This window comes from Pseudodesulfovibrio sp. S3 (genome assembly GCF_004025585.1).
Lineage (GTDB): Bacteria > Desulfobacterota > Desulfovibrionia > Desulfovibrionales > Desulfovibrionaceae > Pseudodesulfovibrio.
Genome location: NZ_QTZO01000003.1, coordinates 289,064 through 303,393 on the forward strand (window position 1 = coordinate 289,064; position 14,330 = coordinate 303,393).

The following is a 14,330-nucleotide window of genomic DNA, read 5'->3' on the forward strand; positions in this document are numbered from 1 at the left end:
GCTACATCTCGGAGACGAGCTCCACGATGTCTCTATTGATATCAAGCAGTTTATCGCGCAGCTCGGCCTGATCCACCCAGGGGCGGCTCTCCACATCCTTGATGCGGTTACGCAGTTCCGTATAGAGACGCTCGGAATCTGCCAGCAGGAACTGCCAATCCACCCGAGGACGGGCGACAGCCATGTCCACCACCGGTTGCAGGGCCGCGCCCGGCTCCAACTCCAGCTCTTCCATGTACTCCGGGATATGCACTTCAAACCCGTATTTTTCGGTAATAAGCGCACCGAATTCCTGCTGCACCTCTGCTTCGCCGTGCACCAGAATGACCTTGGTGGGTTTGCCCTGCATGGTACCGAGCCAGTCCATGAGTTCATCCTGTCCGGCATGACCGGAGAATCCGTTGATGATGAAGACCTTGGCGTTGACGGTCACTTCCTCACCGAACAACCTGATTTTCTTGGCCCCGTTCACGATCTTGCGCCCAGGCGTACCCACTCCCTGCCAACCGACGAAAACCACGCTGGCCCCCGGTTTCCAGAGGTTGTGACGCAGGTGATGCTTGATACGCCCCGCGTTGGCCATGCCGCTGGCCGAGATCACGACCGCCGGCCCGCTGGACTCGTTGATGGCCTGGGACTGTTCCCGGCTCTCGGTGAAATGCAGGTTGGGCAGATCAAGAGGGTTCTCGCCGTTTTTAATGAGCGTCTGTGTTTGCTTGTCGAAAAACTCAGGATGCTTGCGGAATATTTCCGTAGCCCGGATGGCCAACGGGCTGTCCAGGTAAACGGGCATGTCCGCAGGCAGCCGTCCCTGCTTCCTGAGAAGAAAGAGGCTGTAGATGATCTGCTGCGACCGTTCCACGGCAAAGGCAGGGATAACAACCTTTTCCCTGTTCTTGTAGCTGTAGTCGATGGCCTCGGCCAACTGGTCCAGGCTGCCGGCTTCGTCCAGATGATTGCGATTGCCATAGGTGGATTCCAAAAAGAGATAGTCGGCGTAATCCACATCGCTCGGGTCTTTGACCAGAAGCTGTTCGGGTCGGCCCAGATCACCGGAAAAGACCGCAGTTGTGCGTTTGCCGTCCTCCTCGTACTCGATCTCGATGAAAGCGGAGCCGAGGATGTGTCCGGCGTCCATATAGGTCACCTTGATGCCCGGTGCCGGTTCAAAGGTCTTGGAATACTCGATAGTGGCCAGCAACGGAATGGTGTTCTCCGCATCGACGATGGAATACAGAGGGCTGAGCATCTGGCCGCCGACACGGCGTTGCTTGCGGTTGCTCCACTCCGCTTCCATCTCCTGGATATGCGCACTGTCCAGCAGCATGATCTCCATCAGGTCTCTGGTGGGGGCGGTGCAATATATGGGGTTACGGTATCCCTTGGCTACCAGGGCGGGCAACAGGCCTGTATGATCGATATGGGCATGGGTGATCAGGATGAAATCAATGTGCTTGGGATCGTACTGATCTATGTTGCGGTTCCTCTTCTCGATTTCCCGGTTTCCTTGATGCAAGCCGCAGTCGAGTGCGAAGCGCTTGCCTCCGCATTCAAGGATGTAGCAGGAGCCGCTGACAGTTCGGGCTGCGCCCATAAAAGTTACTTTCATTGTTGGTCCTTGTGTAGGCATCCCTCTCTAAAGCTTGTCAAAATCCACTTTCGAAAGGAAAAGAATCAGTGTATTGAAAGAATCAGCGGACCCCATTGTCCGCCGTCACGACTACATGCCCCATTATCGGGGACCAGGCAACCTCTGCGTATGAAATCACAGGAGAACCAATGATTCATCGTTCCAAACAGTATCTCATTGACGACCTTTCCATCCATGAGTCCTGGCGACTCTTCAAGATCATGTCGGAAATCGTGGACGGCTTCGAAAACCTGTCCGAGATCGGCCCGGCCGTATCCGTATTCGGCTCGGCTCGGGTCAAGCCGGAAGACCCTCTCTACATACAGACCGTACAGCTCTCAAAGGCATTGTCCGAGGCCGGCTTTTCGATCATAACGGGCGGCGGCCCGGGTCTCATGGAGGCGGGCAACAAAGGGGCGTTCGAGAACGGCGGCGAATCCATCGGCCTGCATATCCACCTGCCCATGGAGCAACAGAACAACCCGTACATGAACGTGAAAAGCGAATTCCGGTATTTCTTCATCCGCAAGCTCATGTTCATCAAATACGCCCTGGCCTACGTGGCCCTTCCCGGAGGATACGGCACCCTGGACGAGCTGTCCGAAGCCCTGGTGCTCATCCAGACGCACCGCATCAAACCCTTCCCCATCGTGCTCTTCGGCACGGAGTTCTGGTCCGGCTTGATCGATTGGTTCAAAAAACAGATGGTGACCAACAAATTCTGCAAAGAAGAAGACCTCAATCTCTTCATGGTCACCGACGATGTGAACGAAGTGGTCAACTACATCAAGAAACACGTCATCGTCTAGAATCCGACGTGACCAACAGTAAAAAAGCCCTGGTATACGGCCTGGTCACGGTGGGCATCTGGTCCACCGTGGCCTCGGCCTTCAAGATGGCGCTGCGCCACCTTGATCCGCTTCAACTCCTGTTGTGCGCCTGCGCATTCTCCATCGTCGCCTTGTCTGGCATACTGCTTTTTCAAGGGAAGATCGGCGAACTGGTACGAATGAAACGAAAGGAAACGGCCCGTTGCGCCCTGCTCGGCACACTCAATCCGTTTCTCTATTACATGATCCTGTTCAAGGCCTATGACCTGCTTCCCGCCCAGGAGGCACAACCCATCAACTACACATGGGCGGTCACCCTTTCCCTGTTGTCCGTGCCGCTACTGGGGCAGAAAATGTCCCTCAAGGATTTGGGCGCCATTCTCCTGAGCTATTTCGGGGTGGTGGTCATCTCCACCCACGGCAATCTGCTTGCCATGGAATTCTCCAACCTGACCGGCGTGGCCCTGGCGCTGGGCAGTACGGTCATCTGGGCCCTCTACTGGATATTCAACACCCGCAGCAAGGCGCACCCCATGGCCGGACTCCTGCTCAGCTTCCTCTTCGGTTTCCCGCTCATCCTGGCGGCCACGCTGGCCTTCTCGGAACTGCCGACCCTGACCATCCAATCGGTGTCGGCAGCCGCCTATGTGGGACTGTTTGAAATGGGCATCACCTTCGCACTCTGGCTCACGGCCATGAAGTTCGCGGCCATGCCCGACGGCGGCGGTACGACGCGGATAGCCAACCTCATTTTCCTCTCGCCCTTCCTTTCACTGGTGTTCATCCACCTGCTGGTGGGCGAAGCTATTCATCCCGCCACCGTGGCCGGACTCGGCTTCATCATCGCGGGCAACGCCCTGATGCAGTTCACCCCGGGCAAGAACCCGAAGAAGTGACGACTCAGGCTCAAGCGGCCACACTCACATCAGCGGCAATGACTCCCAACACTTCTCCTTGAGTCCCGAAAAACGGACCTGAGACGGTGATGCACTCCTCTCCGGAAGCCGAGGAAGTATAGACATCGGAAATATAAAATGTCCTGTTGTCGACAGCACCCCGGAACCAGGAACGAGAATCCCAGTGCTTGCCGAAAGCAAACGCATCCTCGGCATACCCGGAAACCTTGCCGCCGATATTGCTGACCGTTTGAACACCATTCCCGTCCGTGATGTACAGAAGCTCAAGGAATGCATTCCGCGCCAACACGGTGCGCATTGCCTCTTCCTGAAGCCTTCGATCCAAAGACAAAACCTCAGCAGATGCGGCAAGTTCACCAATGATTTCCTGAACTTTACCGTTGCCGACCAAACGGAAGACACCTGTCATGGTCGAGAGTTCATCCACTCGGGTGGACAGCAGTGCCACGGCCTGCGCCGCCTCTTCCATCCCTTTTCCCGTGGCCATTGAAATGGAATGAACAGCGGCAATGGTCCGGGTCACCTCCTCACTGGAAACGGACTGCTGGGAAGCGGCAGCGGCAATGGACGTGATGCGCTGTGCGCTGGTCCCGGAATGGGTTACAATCTCGGTCAGGGCATTGCCGGATTCACAGGCCAGGCCCGCCGCCTCGTCGGCCAAGTCAGCCATGCCCTTCACGCCTTCGATAGTCTGGCTCACCTGTTTCTGAATGCCATCGATTGCCATGCCAACGTCCCTGGTCGCATCCATGGTCTTTTCGGCCAATTTCCGCACTTCGTCGGCAACGACTGCGAATCCGCGACCCGCCTCGCCCGCACGGGCGGCCTCAATGGCGGCGTTCAAGGCAAGCAGATTGGTTTGATCCGCAATATCGGAAATTACTCCCATGATGGCGCCAACCCCTTGAGCCTGGGAGCCCAGCCCCGCCACATTCTCCACCAAGTCCAAGGCATTCCTTGAAACCGCACTGATGGATTCGAGAGTCCTGGAAACGACCTTGGAACCGGATTTGGCCCGCTCCATGACCTGATCGGCTTCGGAAGCAGCAGAGCCGGCATTGGCCGCTGTCTCGTTCACCGCGGCGTTCATTTCTTCCATGGCGGAAGCGGCCTCGGCAATGAACCGCTGCTGTTGGGCAGCCCCGTCCTGGGCCTTGCCTGACGCCACACCCAGCCGGAATGAATGATCGCGTATGGCCTGCACGGAATGCTCCAGGGTATTGGCTGCGGACAACAACCCTTCGCACCGAGCCGCCTCTCCCTGTTTTCTGGCCTGTTCGGCCAAGGCCAGAGCCTCTTTTGCCCTGTGCTCCGCGTCACGAGCTACATTTTCGCTCTTTGCAAGCTTATTTTCTAACTCACCAATGTAACTGACAATTTGGTTTAAATTTTTCACAATTATTCCAAAATTGTCACTGCCGCCTTTGGGCAGGACAGCGTCCAGATTTCCCGTGGCCACTGCCCCAGAAACTTTTGCTAATACACCATATTTATTATCAATAACCCTAAAGACAATAAACCCGCACACCACACACGCCAACACGGCAACGGCAACTGAGGCCAGCAAAAGCCACTCCAACCGGGCGACTTCAGCTGACAGAATTGTCACCTGGCCTGTGGCTGCCAGAGCCGTTGCGGTAGTCAAAAACAGACTCAACATCGCCACTGCCAACACTTGATTCACCGCCAAGTACCTTCTATTCTGTGTCATTTCCTTTACTGCTTCCCCGAGATTAAACATGATGATTCCCAGCTACGGCAAAGCAAAAGTCGAGCCACTTGGCATCTATGCCACCACTCAATTCAGATTTTTATTCAATGATTTCATATTAAAATGAAATCTCTAGACTTTTTCATAAGTTTTTCCAGAATAAAAAGGCCGACCGAGATGGGGTTCCATCTCGGTCGGCCGCCAGGATTGCATGATTACTAGAGAAAATCGGGATCGATACCGGCCTTGCCGCCTGCAAGAATGAGCTTCATGTAACGGATGGTTCGATCGTCCACGGGAACAATGGGGAAATTCTCGCGACAGGCATCGCACTGGGCCATGGCAGGCCGGGACGGTGCGATGAGCGGAACTTCCCGTCCGCAATGCGGACACGGATAGAGAAATATCATTTCCATGGCCGCGGGTTTGACCGGGGTCAGAGGTTTTTTGCTTTCAACCATGATTATCCTTTTTTCATCAAATTCTTGCCGGTCATCTCGGCTGGAGGCTCCATGCCCCACAACCCGAGAATGGTGGGAGCCAAGTCTCCGAGGATGCCCTCTTCAAGCTCTGCTCTTTCGCAACCCTTCTCGATATACACAAGGGGCACCGGATTGGTGGAATGGGCCGTATGCGGCGTACCGTCAGCCGCGATCATCTGTTCGGCATTGCCGTGGTCTGCCGTCAGAAGCACGCGACCACCGGACTGGATCACCGTATCGACAATCCTGCCGACACACTCGTCCACGGTCACACAGGCCTGTTCCGCGGCCGCAATGATGCCCGTATGCCCGACCATATCGAGGTTGGCAAGATTGCAAACGCACAGGTCGTAGTTCCCCCACTTGCCGATCAGGGTATCGGCCACCTCATCTGCACTCATCTGCGGCTTGAGGTCATAGGTAGCCACTTCCCGGGGCGAGGGAATCATTACCCTGTCCTCGTTTTCGAAGGGCTCCTCCCGTCCGCAATTCAGGAAGTAGGTCACATGAGCATATTTCTCAGTTTCAGCGATGCGGAGCTGTTTCATGCCTTTGGCGGAAACAACCTCACCCAAGGTGCCCGTATAGCTCTCCGGGGGAAAGGCCGTGGGCATCGGGAATGCGGACTCATACCGGGTCATTGTGGCAAACTCGGCAAGCGCGGGTACGGATTTCCTTTCAAACTCATTGAAATTCTTTTCAAAAATGGCCCGACAGATTTCACGTGCGCGATCTGCGCGAAAATTGAAGAAAAACAGGCCGTCATTATCGCCTATGCAGCCATCCACACCCTCGATCACGCCGGGCTTGACGAATTCGTCGTTCTCCCCTGCATCGTATGATGCCTGAATGCCGGATATCGGATCCTTCATGGAGACACCCTCGCCATCGACCAGGGCCTTGTACGCCACTTCCACGCGCTCAAACCTCTTATCCCGATCCATGGCCCAGTAACGGCCGCTGACCGTAGCCACCTGACCGATGCCGATTTCTTCCATCTTGTCCAACAACTGCTGCGTGTACCCCAGGCCGCTGGCAGGCGGTGTATCGCGTCCATCCAAGAAGACATGGACGAAAACCTGTTCCAGCCCCTGCTCCTTGGCTATCTTGAGCAAAGCGTAAATATGGTTGTTGTGACTGTGTACGCCACCATCCGATACAAGCCCCATCAGATGCAGACGACCGGACCCGGCCCGAGTCTTGTCCATCAGGTCTTTGAGGACTGCATTGCGCGAAAGTGTCCCATCTTCTATGGCGATATCGATACGGGTCATATCCTGATAGATAATCCGACCGCCACCGATGTTCATGTGGCCCACTTCCGAGTTGCCCATGAACCCGTCGGGCAACCCCACGGACCGGCCTGAACAGGTCAGCCTGGTATTGGGATAGCGGGCTAACAAGCCGTCCAGGTACGGCGTGGCAGCATTGCGCACGCAATTGCCCTTGCCGTCAGGGGCGATTCCCCACCCGTCCAGAATAAGCAACAAAGTCTTCTTGGGTTCAGCCATGATTATACCTGCTATGCGTTGAACTCGACCTTCGGGGCTTCGGTCCACATACCCTCAATATTATAGAAATCCCGCAATTCCTGCAGAAATACATGCACCAACACATCATTGAGATCAAGCAACACCCACTCACCGGTCTTATGGCCTTCCATGGTCAGAAATTCGATCTTTTCCCTGGCAGCCATTTCCAGCACGAAGTCGGCCAAGGCCTTTGCATGCTTCACACCCCGCGCCGACACGACCAGAACCATGTCCGTCACCGAGGTCAGGCCCTTAACATCAATGATAGTGATTCGCTCACCCTGTTTCTCGTCCAACCATCCGGCAACGGTCCGAGCCTTGTCTACACTGTCCATCTCTTTAAATTTTTTGTTTTTATTCAGCAATTTTCATCCTATTGTTAAATGTGATTCAACACGTATATCTTGGGAAACCTTCCCACAAGCAGTTCATCCATGCTCCATTTGGGAACATGGTATTCCCCATCCCCGCCGCTCCAATACTTGATACTGCCGTCAGAGGGAAGTGATTCGATGACCACTTTCTGGGCCGGGACGCCAAGGGCCAGGTCCGACAGTATATCATACTTATCTGAAAGATCAAAAATCGCGGGCAGCTTTGCACGCGCCACAAAGGCCTTGCGCGGACGCAGGTTCCGTCCCCATGACGTGAACCGGGGCAACGCCACCAGCTCGCCCCATCGAGCGACATGAACTTGAATTGGTCAGGCTCCCGCCGAGTCCGGTTTTGCTCAACCTGTTCCCCGGACTTCATATATCCACCGAACGTTGCCGGATACATCAAGGTGTAATGTACTTTGAGCCGGTCCGCAATGGGCCGACATCGTCCACGGCACCCCGTTTCCTCCCTGTTGCCAATGACAAACCCCTTGACGCGATCCGGGACATGGGGCAATATTTTCTTCTATGCAACAACTCCTATCCCCGCGCTTTTTCTGGTTTGCGAGCTCCTCCTAGGAAGCTCGTGGAGTTGACGAAAGGCGGGCACAACGCACGCGGACCACGGGCTGAAAAGACCGTGGTATTTTTTATATGGACACAATGGCAGCCTCAGGCCGCCCAAGGAGGTTGAAGGGATGATCTATGATGTGAAAAACGAGACGCTGCCCAGAGAGAATCTGGAGAATCTTCAGTTGCGAAGACTCCAGGCGCTCTGTGAGCGGGTGTATGCCAACGTCCCGTTCTACAAAAAGAAATTCGACGAGAAAGGCGTCAAGCCACAGGACATAAAGAGCCTGAAAGACCTCACCCTGCTGCCCTTCACCGTCAAGCAGGATCTGCGCGACCAGTATCCCTTCGGCCTCTTCGCAGTACCCAAAGACCAGATCGTGCGCATCCACTCCTCCTCAGGCACAACCGGCACGGCTACCGTTGTGGGCTACACCAAACGCGACATTGAGAACTGGGGCGAACTCATGGCCCGCTGTTTCGTGGCCGCAGGAGCCTCCGCCGCCGACACCGTGCACAACGCCTATGGCTATGGCCTGTTCACCGGAGGCCTGGGTGCACACTACGGCGCGGAAGCCCTGGGAGCGACCGTTGTGCCCATTTCAGGCGGCGCCACTCGCAGGCAGGTCACCCTGCTCAAGGATTTCGCCCCGGATGTCATCTGCTGCACGCCCTCCTACGCCCTGTTCCTGGCCGAGACCGGCGAGGAAATGGGCATCGATATCAAGGAGCTCCCCCTGCGCATCGGCATCTTCGGCGCCGAGCCCTGGACCAATGAAATGCGCCTGGATATTGAAAAGAAACTCGGCATCACGGCCATCGACATTTACGGACTGTCCGAGGTCATGGGCCCCGGCGTTGCCATTGAATGCTGGCAGGCTCAGGACGGCCTGCATATCCAGGAAGACCACTTCCTGGCAGAAACCATCGACCCCCAAAGCGGCGAACCTGTCGGTCCTGGCGAGGAAGGCGAACTGGTCTTCACCACCCTGACCAAAGAGGGTATTCCTCTCATCCGGTACCGCACACGCGACCTGACCACCCTGAACACCACGCCGTGCAAATGCGGTCGCACCACCGCCCGCATGAAGCGCGTCACCGGCCGCAGTGACGACATGCTCATCATTCGCGGTGTCAACGTCTTCCCGTCACAGATAGAGTCCATCCTCATTGAAACCGAAGGACTGACCCCGCACTATCAGCTTATCGTGGACCGGCACGGCAATCTCGACACCCTGGAAATCCAGGTGGAAGTCAACGAAGCCATGTTCTCTGACGAGATCAAGAGTTTACAGCGCGCTGAATCAAAGGTAATGAAAAACATTAAGGAATTCCTCGGCGTCACCGCCAAGGTCAAACTGGTCGAACCCAAAACCATCGAACGGTCCATGGGCAAAGCCAAACGCATCATAGACAATCGCAAGAAAGACTAACCAGTCAATCCCAAGGAGAATACCATGAAAGTCGATCAACTCTCCATATTTCTGGAAAACCGTGCCGGACGTCTGGCAGAAGTCACCCGCATACTGTCCGATGCCGGAGTGAATATCCGCGCCCTGTCATTGGCCGACACCTCGGATTTCGGCATCCTGCGCCTGATCGTATCCGACTTCACCACCGCCAAAACCAAGCTCAAGGAGGCCGGTTTCACCGTGGGCCGCACCTCTGTTGTGGCCGTGGAAGTGCCCGATCAGCCCGGCGGCCTGCACGCCATCCTCAGTATGCTCCAGGAAGCAGGCATCAATGTGGAATACATGTATGCCTTCGTCCAGCAGAGCGGCGACTCCGCCATCCTGATATTTCGCTTCGACCGCACGGATCAGGGCATTGAGCTGTTGCAAAAAAACAACATCACCATCATTCCGGGCGACAAACTCTACGCAATGTAATTTGCTATAAACACGCAACAAAAGGGTGAAAGCAATGCTTTCACCCTTTTTCTTTGCACCTGGAGCAGGGCCTTGCGGGTTGCCCGATCCGTTTTCATCACCCCCGCTTCGACAAAGCAGACGCCTTTCATTCGCAAAATTGTTGCCGAAGCCCCCACAGCAGAGTATAAAGCCCTATTGGTACAAAATCAGCCGCAAGCTCAAATCAATACGGAATGTGTGTGGAAAAGGAAGTCGTCAACAGCAAGTTTCTGGAATCAATGGCCAATCGACGTCCGTTCATGAAACGGATGTTCACGGTGTTCATTTCCCAGGAACCGAAACGCATCCAGGAAATCAAGGACGCCTTGAAATCCAGGGATGTTGAACAGTTGCGCCACCTGGCCCATTCACTCAAAGGGGGTGCGGCCACCATCGGCGTGGAACGGGTTCGTGAATGCTGCCTGAAACTGGAAGAAGCCTCCAAGGCCGGGGACATGGAAGAAGCCATGGTCCAGCTGGGCAAGCTCGAACACGAAATGCGCCACGCCTATGCCTTCATGTTCAACTATCTGGCGGAACATTGATTTCGACAGCTCCCAAAGTCCGCCCGATTGTTCCGGCGGACCTTATTTTTTGTCCAACGCCAAAGGCGCCCGACCAATGCCCGGCCAGATGCGGACAAGACCGAATCCGGCCCGAATCACGGTCCACAGGGCTGTTGCCAGCCAGATGAAGACCAGCACATGGACGGGCTGATAGAACTCTATCGCAAGGACACACGCCCCGCAGACAACCGAGGCCACCAACATGCCGTTCCGCAAATAATAAAAATCACCTGTTCCCCAGTGAATTCCATCTGTTGCAAAGGAAAGAGCACCGACAGGCTGACTGAGTGCGACCACTGTCCAGGCTGGCCCGAATACGCCGTAAGCTGCCGAAGGAACCAATAACCAGGCCACGGCCTGCTCGCCCAGCAGCATCAGCACTCCCATGACAGCGCCCGTACCCAGGCTCCACAAGCAGACCGACCGGGCAACCCGTCGGGCCTGGAAACGGTCCCCTGTGCCGAGGAAAAACCCGACCAGACTTTGGCCGGTTATGGCAAAGGCGTCCAGAAACAGAGCCGAGAAAATGAAGAATTGCCGGATGGCCTGGTAGGCTGCCCCCTGATCAGGGCCGAAACGGTTGGCAACACGGGTGCAGAGGGCCAGATACACCAGCACGGCCCCGGTACGAATGAACAGATCGCCGCCCACCTTCATGAGCCTGGAAAGCCCTGCTCCCTGCATATGCAGGGTCAGACCGATGCGCTTCCATACGGCCCAAAGACACCAGACCGCCCCGATCCATTGGCTGACCGTGCTGGCAATGGCCGCCCCGGCCACTCCCATGGGCGCAATGGGACCGCCCCCGAAAATGAGCAGCCAGTCAAGCAGGACGTTGACCACATTGATGCCCACGGCAACGTAAAAGGGTGTGCGCATGTCCTGGACGCCGCGAAGCCCGCCGAAACATGCCAGGGATACGAGCACGGCAGGCGCACCCAACAACCTGTAGAACATGTATTCGCAGGCCAGTTCATTCACTGCCCCTTCTGCTCCGAAAATTTCGGCAATGGAGGCCAGAAACCCCACAGCTCCCAGCATGATGGCAACACCGATACCGACTGCCAAAACACAGGCCAGAGACAGGACCTTGACCGCCCTCTCATGAACACGGCCTCCCTCTGACTGGGCCACCTCGGTCTGCGTGCCGATTCCCAGAAAAGTGAACGCCCAAAAAATGGAGGTAAACGCCACCGTGCCTATACCCAAGGCCGCCACAGGCTCAGAGCCGGGCAACCGGGCCACGAACGCGGTATCAGCCAGGCCGGTCAGAGGCTCCGCCACCAGAGAGAAGAGCACGGGAACAGCCAGCCGAAGCAACGTACGGTTGGGTTTGTCCAGGAAAGGATGGTGGTTCGGCCGTTCGTTCATGCTTGCTGACACATTTGGGTACTCCTGCCCGGAAAGCCTGATCATACTCCACCTGAAATGACAAGAGGTGCTTCCCATTTGTCCTATGTTTCTGATAACTAGGGGCATATGGAAGCCATGGAGGTATCATTTCTGCTCGGCCTCGCCAGCATCTGCTACACCGCGATAGAAATTACGGGCATCATCACGGCCGTCATCGCGGTGCGTGAAACCCGCACCCCCCAAGGGGCCATCGCCTGGGCCATCTCGTTAATCACCTTCCCCGTATTGACCCTGCCTCTGTACTGGATTTTCGGTCGAGCCAAATTCCACGGCTATGCGAGCACCATGCGAACGGGTTTTGCCGAATTCCATCAACTCCTCGGCGACAACCATGACATTCCGTCCGTAAAACCAATGCTGGAGCGAAAACATCTTCACTCCCCCAGAACAATTTTCGAGACCCTTGCCAATACGCCCTTCATGGATGGCAACGACATTGAACTGCTCATAAATGGCACCAGGACGTTCAAGGCGATCTTCTCCGATATCGAGGCCGCCCAACACTACATCCTGATTCAATTCTACATCGTCCATGACGATACCCTGGGAAAACAGCTCCAGGAACTGCTCATAAAAAAGGCAGGAGAAGGCGTACGCATCAGCTTCCTGTATGACGAGATAGGCAGCCACGCCACCCCGGAAACCTATTGGGACACCTTGCGCCAGGCCGGTATCGAAGCGCACCCCTTCCACACGACCAGGGGACCGGGGAATCGCTTTCAGCTCAACTTTCGAAACCACCGCAAGATCGTGGTCATTGACGGACACACAGCCTTTGTCGGCGGCCACAATGTCGGCAACGAGTATCTTGGCGGGGCAACAAACCGATTCAATGGATGGCGCGACACCCACATCAAAATCACGGGGCCTGCCGTGCTCGGCGTACAGGTCAGCTTCGGCAAGGACTGGTACTGGGCGACCCGCTCGATTCCCCAACTGGACCTGTCCATGCCGAAGAAGACCGGATCAGCCGAAGTCCTCACCCTGGCCACCGGGCCTGATGATGCCATGGAGTCCTGTTCGCTGATGTTCATCCAGGCCATCGAGTCCGCACAGGACCGTTTCTGGATCGCCAGCCCGTATTTCGTACCCGACAGTTCCGTTATGAAGGCCCTGCAAATGGCCGCCATGCGTGGCGTGGACGTCCGCATCATGCTGCCCATGAAGGCCGACCACCTGCTCGTATACCTCGCCGGTTTCGCCTGTCTCAAGGAACTCTCCATGCCCGGAATCAAAATATACCGCTATGATGCCGGATTCCTGCACCAAAAAGTCTTCCTGGTAGATGACACCCTGGCCGGGGTCGGCACGGCCAACCTCGACAACCGATCGTTCCGGCTCAATTTCGAGATTACCATACTCATCCAGGGAACCGCATTCTGCCGAGAGATAGAAGCAATGTTCCTGGACGACTTCACCAAATGTATCGAAACAGGTCCCGACGAGTATGACCAGAAGAATTATCTCCAGCAGACCGTCATCAGGTTCGCCCGTCTGCTGTCGCCAATCCTCTGACCTTTCAGCACAAAAAAAGGGAGCCTCAGACAAGACTCCCTCCAATTCACACTCAAATCAGACTACAAAACGTCGGCCATGGAATAAAGCTTGCCCGGCTTCTGTCCGGCCAGCCATTTGACTGCCTTCATTGCACCTGCAGCAAACATCTCGCGTGAATGGGCACGGTGGGTGACCTCGATACGCTCCCCCGGGCCGAAGAAATACACGGAGTGGTCTCCGACCACATCGCCGCCGCGCAGGGTTTGGACACCGATCTCCTGTTTCGGACGCTCGCCGATGATGCCGTCACGACAGTGCTTTTTGACATCATCGTACTCCCAGCCTCTGGCCCCGGCCAGACATTGGGCCAATTTGAGAGCCGTACCACTGGGGGAATCCTTCTTCATCTTGTGATGCGTCTCCACCATTTCCATGTCGTAATTATCGCCCAGCGCCTGCACGAGGATCGGCAGCACCTTGAGCAGGACATTAACGCCAACGGACATGTTGGGCGCCCAAAACAACGGAACCACCTTGGCAGCGGCTTCAATCTCGGCCAACTGATCCTTGTTCAAACCCGTGGTACCGATGACAGCGGGATTACCGTTCGCAGCGGCAATCTTGGCCATGGCCACCGAGGATTCGGGGGCCGTGAAATCCACGATCACCGCGCCCGGCACCTTGGGCAGCAATTCTTCAAGACAGTCGGAAATTTCGCAGTCTTCGTAGACCATCCCGTCCAGATTGCCCTTGCGCTCACACGCACCCACAAGATTCAACTCCTCATCAGCCAGGGCGAGATTGACCAGCGTATTGCCCATACGGCCCTTTGCGCCCAAAATGACGACATCGACACTCATAGAGCCTCTCCTCGTAACAATTTGAAATTATATGT

Annotated in this window: 14 protein-coding genes; 6 read left to right on the forward strand and 8 right to left on the reverse strand. The window is 55.9% G+C overall.

The window, feature by feature from the left end:
- Position 1: 1 nt before the first annotated feature.
- Positions 2–1,609, reverse strand: a complete 1,608-nt coding sequence (locus tag DWB63_RS05075) for an MBL fold metallo-hydrolase (RefSeq protein WP_128327728.1) — start codon at positions 1,607–1,609, stop codon at positions 2–4.
- 170 nt (positions 1,610–1,779) lie between these two features.
- Between DWB63_RS05075 and DWB63_RS05080 the strand changes: the two genes are divergently transcribed.
- Both DWB63_RS05080 and DWB63_RS05085 read left to right on the forward strand, forming a co-directional pair.
- Entirely contained in the window at positions 1,780–2,439 is a 660-nt protein-coding gene (locus tag DWB63_RS05080; protein ID WP_206613134.1) for a TIGR00730 family Rossman fold protein, read from the forward strand.
- Between the two features lie 8 nt (positions 2,440–2,447).
- A complete protein-coding gene (locus DWB63_RS05085) occupies positions 2,448–3,356 on the forward strand; it encodes a DMT family transporter (RefSeq protein WP_128327729.1) in 909 nt (302 codons plus the stop codon).
- 10 nt (positions 3,357–3,366) lie between these two features.
- Here the strand turns inward: DWB63_RS05085 and DWB63_RS05090 are convergent, their stop codons facing one another.
- The 5 genes from DWB63_RS05090 to DWB63_RS05110 form a co-directional block, all read right to left on the reverse strand.
- Positions 3,367–4,662, reverse strand: coding sequence for a methyl-accepting chemotaxis protein (locus DWB63_RS05090; protein WP_241648627.1), 1,296 nt, complete (start codon positions 4,660–4,662; stop codon positions 3,367–3,369).
- A 644-nt stretch (positions 4,663–5,306) separates the two neighbouring features.
- Positions 5,307–5,549, reverse strand: a complete 243-nt coding sequence (locus DWB63_RS05095) for a hypothetical protein (RefSeq protein ID WP_128327731.1) — start codon at positions 5,547–5,549, stop codon at positions 5,307–5,309.
- Between the two features lie 2 nt (positions 5,550–5,551).
- Complete coding sequence (gene gpmI, locus DWB63_RS05100; protein WP_128327732.1) at positions 5,552–7,081, reverse strand: 2,3-bisphosphoglycerate-independent phosphoglycerate mutase; 1,530 nt, start codon at positions 7,079–7,081, stop codon at positions 5,552–5,554.
- Positions 7,082–7,092: 11 nt separating this feature from the next.
- Positions 7,093–7,437, reverse strand: a complete 345-nt coding sequence (gene rsfS / locus DWB63_RS05105) for a ribosome silencing factor (RefSeq protein WP_241648629.1) — start codon at positions 7,435–7,437, stop codon at positions 7,093–7,095.
- A 44-nt stretch (positions 7,438–7,481) separates the two neighbouring features.
- Positions 7,482–7,769, reverse strand: a complete 288-nt coding sequence (locus DWB63_RS05110; protein WP_206613135.1) for a hypothetical protein — start codon at positions 7,767–7,769, stop codon at positions 7,482–7,484.
- Positions 7,770–8,177: 408 nt separating this feature from the next.
- Between DWB63_RS05110 and DWB63_RS05115 the strand changes: the two genes are divergently transcribed.
- The 3 genes from DWB63_RS05115 (at position 8,178) to DWB63_RS05125 (ending at position 10,504) form a co-directional block, all read left to right on the forward strand.
- Positions 8,178–9,482 (forward strand): phenylacetate--CoA ligase, encoded by a 1,305-nt coding sequence (locus tag DWB63_RS05115; protein ID WP_128327734.1) that lies wholly within the window; start codon positions 8,178–8,180, stop codon positions 9,480–9,482.
- A 24-nt stretch (positions 9,483–9,506) separates the two neighbouring features.
- Positions 9,507–9,938, forward strand: coding sequence for an ACT domain-containing protein (locus DWB63_RS05120; RefSeq protein ID WP_128327735.1), 432 nt, complete (start codon positions 9,507–9,509; stop codon positions 9,936–9,938).
- A gap of 215 nt (positions 9,939–10,153) precedes the next feature.
- Positions 10,154–10,504 carry an Hpt domain-containing protein gene (locus DWB63_RS05125; protein WP_241648631.1) on the forward strand — a complete coding sequence of 117 codons (351 nt, stop codon included), beginning with the start codon at positions 10,154–10,156 and terminating at the stop codon, positions 10,502–10,504.
- A 42-nt stretch (positions 10,505–10,546) separates the two neighbouring features.
- On the opposite strand, the gene DWB63_RS05130 is transcribed toward DWB63_RS05125, so the two are convergent.
- Positions 10,547–11,896, reverse strand: a complete 1,350-nt coding sequence (locus tag DWB63_RS05130; protein ID WP_128327788.1) for an MATE family efflux transporter — start codon at positions 11,894–11,896, stop codon at positions 10,547–10,549.
- Positions 11,897–12,004: 108 nt separating this feature from the next.
- On the opposite strand from DWB63_RS05130, the gene cls reads away from it, so the two are divergent.
- A complete protein-coding gene (gene cls, locus DWB63_RS05135) occupies positions 12,005–13,453 on the forward strand; it encodes a cardiolipin synthase (RefSeq protein ID WP_128327737.1) in 1,449 nt (482 codons plus the stop codon).
- Between the two features lie 62 nt (positions 13,454–13,515).
- Here the strand turns inward: cls and dapB are convergent, their stop codons facing one another.
- A complete protein-coding gene (gene dapB, locus DWB63_RS05140; RefSeq protein ID WP_128327738.1) occupies positions 13,516–14,295 on the reverse strand; it encodes a 4-hydroxy-tetrahydrodipicolinate reductase in 780 nt (259 codons plus the stop codon).
- Positions 14,296–14,330 lie beyond the last annotated feature (35 nt).

Coding starts and splice junctions, on each gene's coding strand:
- DWB63_RS05075 (WP_128327728.1), bottom strand. CDS start 1,609: ATGAAAGTAACTTTTATGGGCGCAGCCCGAACTGTCAGCGGCTCCTGC.
- DWB63_RS05080 (WP_206613134.1), top strand. CDS start 1,780: ATGATTCATCGTTCCAAACAGTATCTCATTGACGACCTTTCCATCCAT.
- DWB63_RS05095 (WP_128327731.1), bottom strand. CDS start 5,549: ATGGTTGAAAGCAAAAAACCTCTGACCCCGGTCAAACCCGCGGCCATG.
- gpmI (WP_128327732.1), bottom strand. CDS start 7,081: ATGGCTGAACCCAAGAAGACTTTGTTGCTTATTCTGGACGGGTGGGGA.
- rsfS (WP_241648629.1), bottom strand. CDS start 7,437: ATGGACAGTGTAGACAAGGCTCGGACCGTTGCCGGATGGTTGGACGAG.
- DWB63_RS05115 (WP_128327734.1), top strand. CDS start 8,178: ATGATCTATGATGTGAAAAACGAGACGCTGCCCAGAGAGAATCTGGAG.
- DWB63_RS05120 (WP_128327735.1), top strand. CDS start 9,507: ATGAAAGTCGATCAACTCTCCATATTTCTGGAAAACCGTGCCGGACGT.
- DWB63_RS05125 (WP_241648631.1), top strand. CDS start 10,154: ATGTGTGTGGAAAAGGAAGTCGTCAACAGCAAGTTTCTGGAATCAATG.
- DWB63_RS05130 (WP_128327788.1), bottom strand. CDS start 11,896: ATGAACGAACGGCCGAACCACCATCCTTTCCTGGACAAACCCAACCGT.
- cls (WP_128327737.1), top strand. CDS start 12,005: ATGGAAGCCATGGAGGTATCATTTCTGCTCGGCCTCGCCAGCATCTGC.
- dapB (WP_128327738.1), bottom strand. CDS start 14,295: ATGAGTGTCGATGTCGTCATTTTGGGCGCAAAGGGCCGTATGGGCAAT.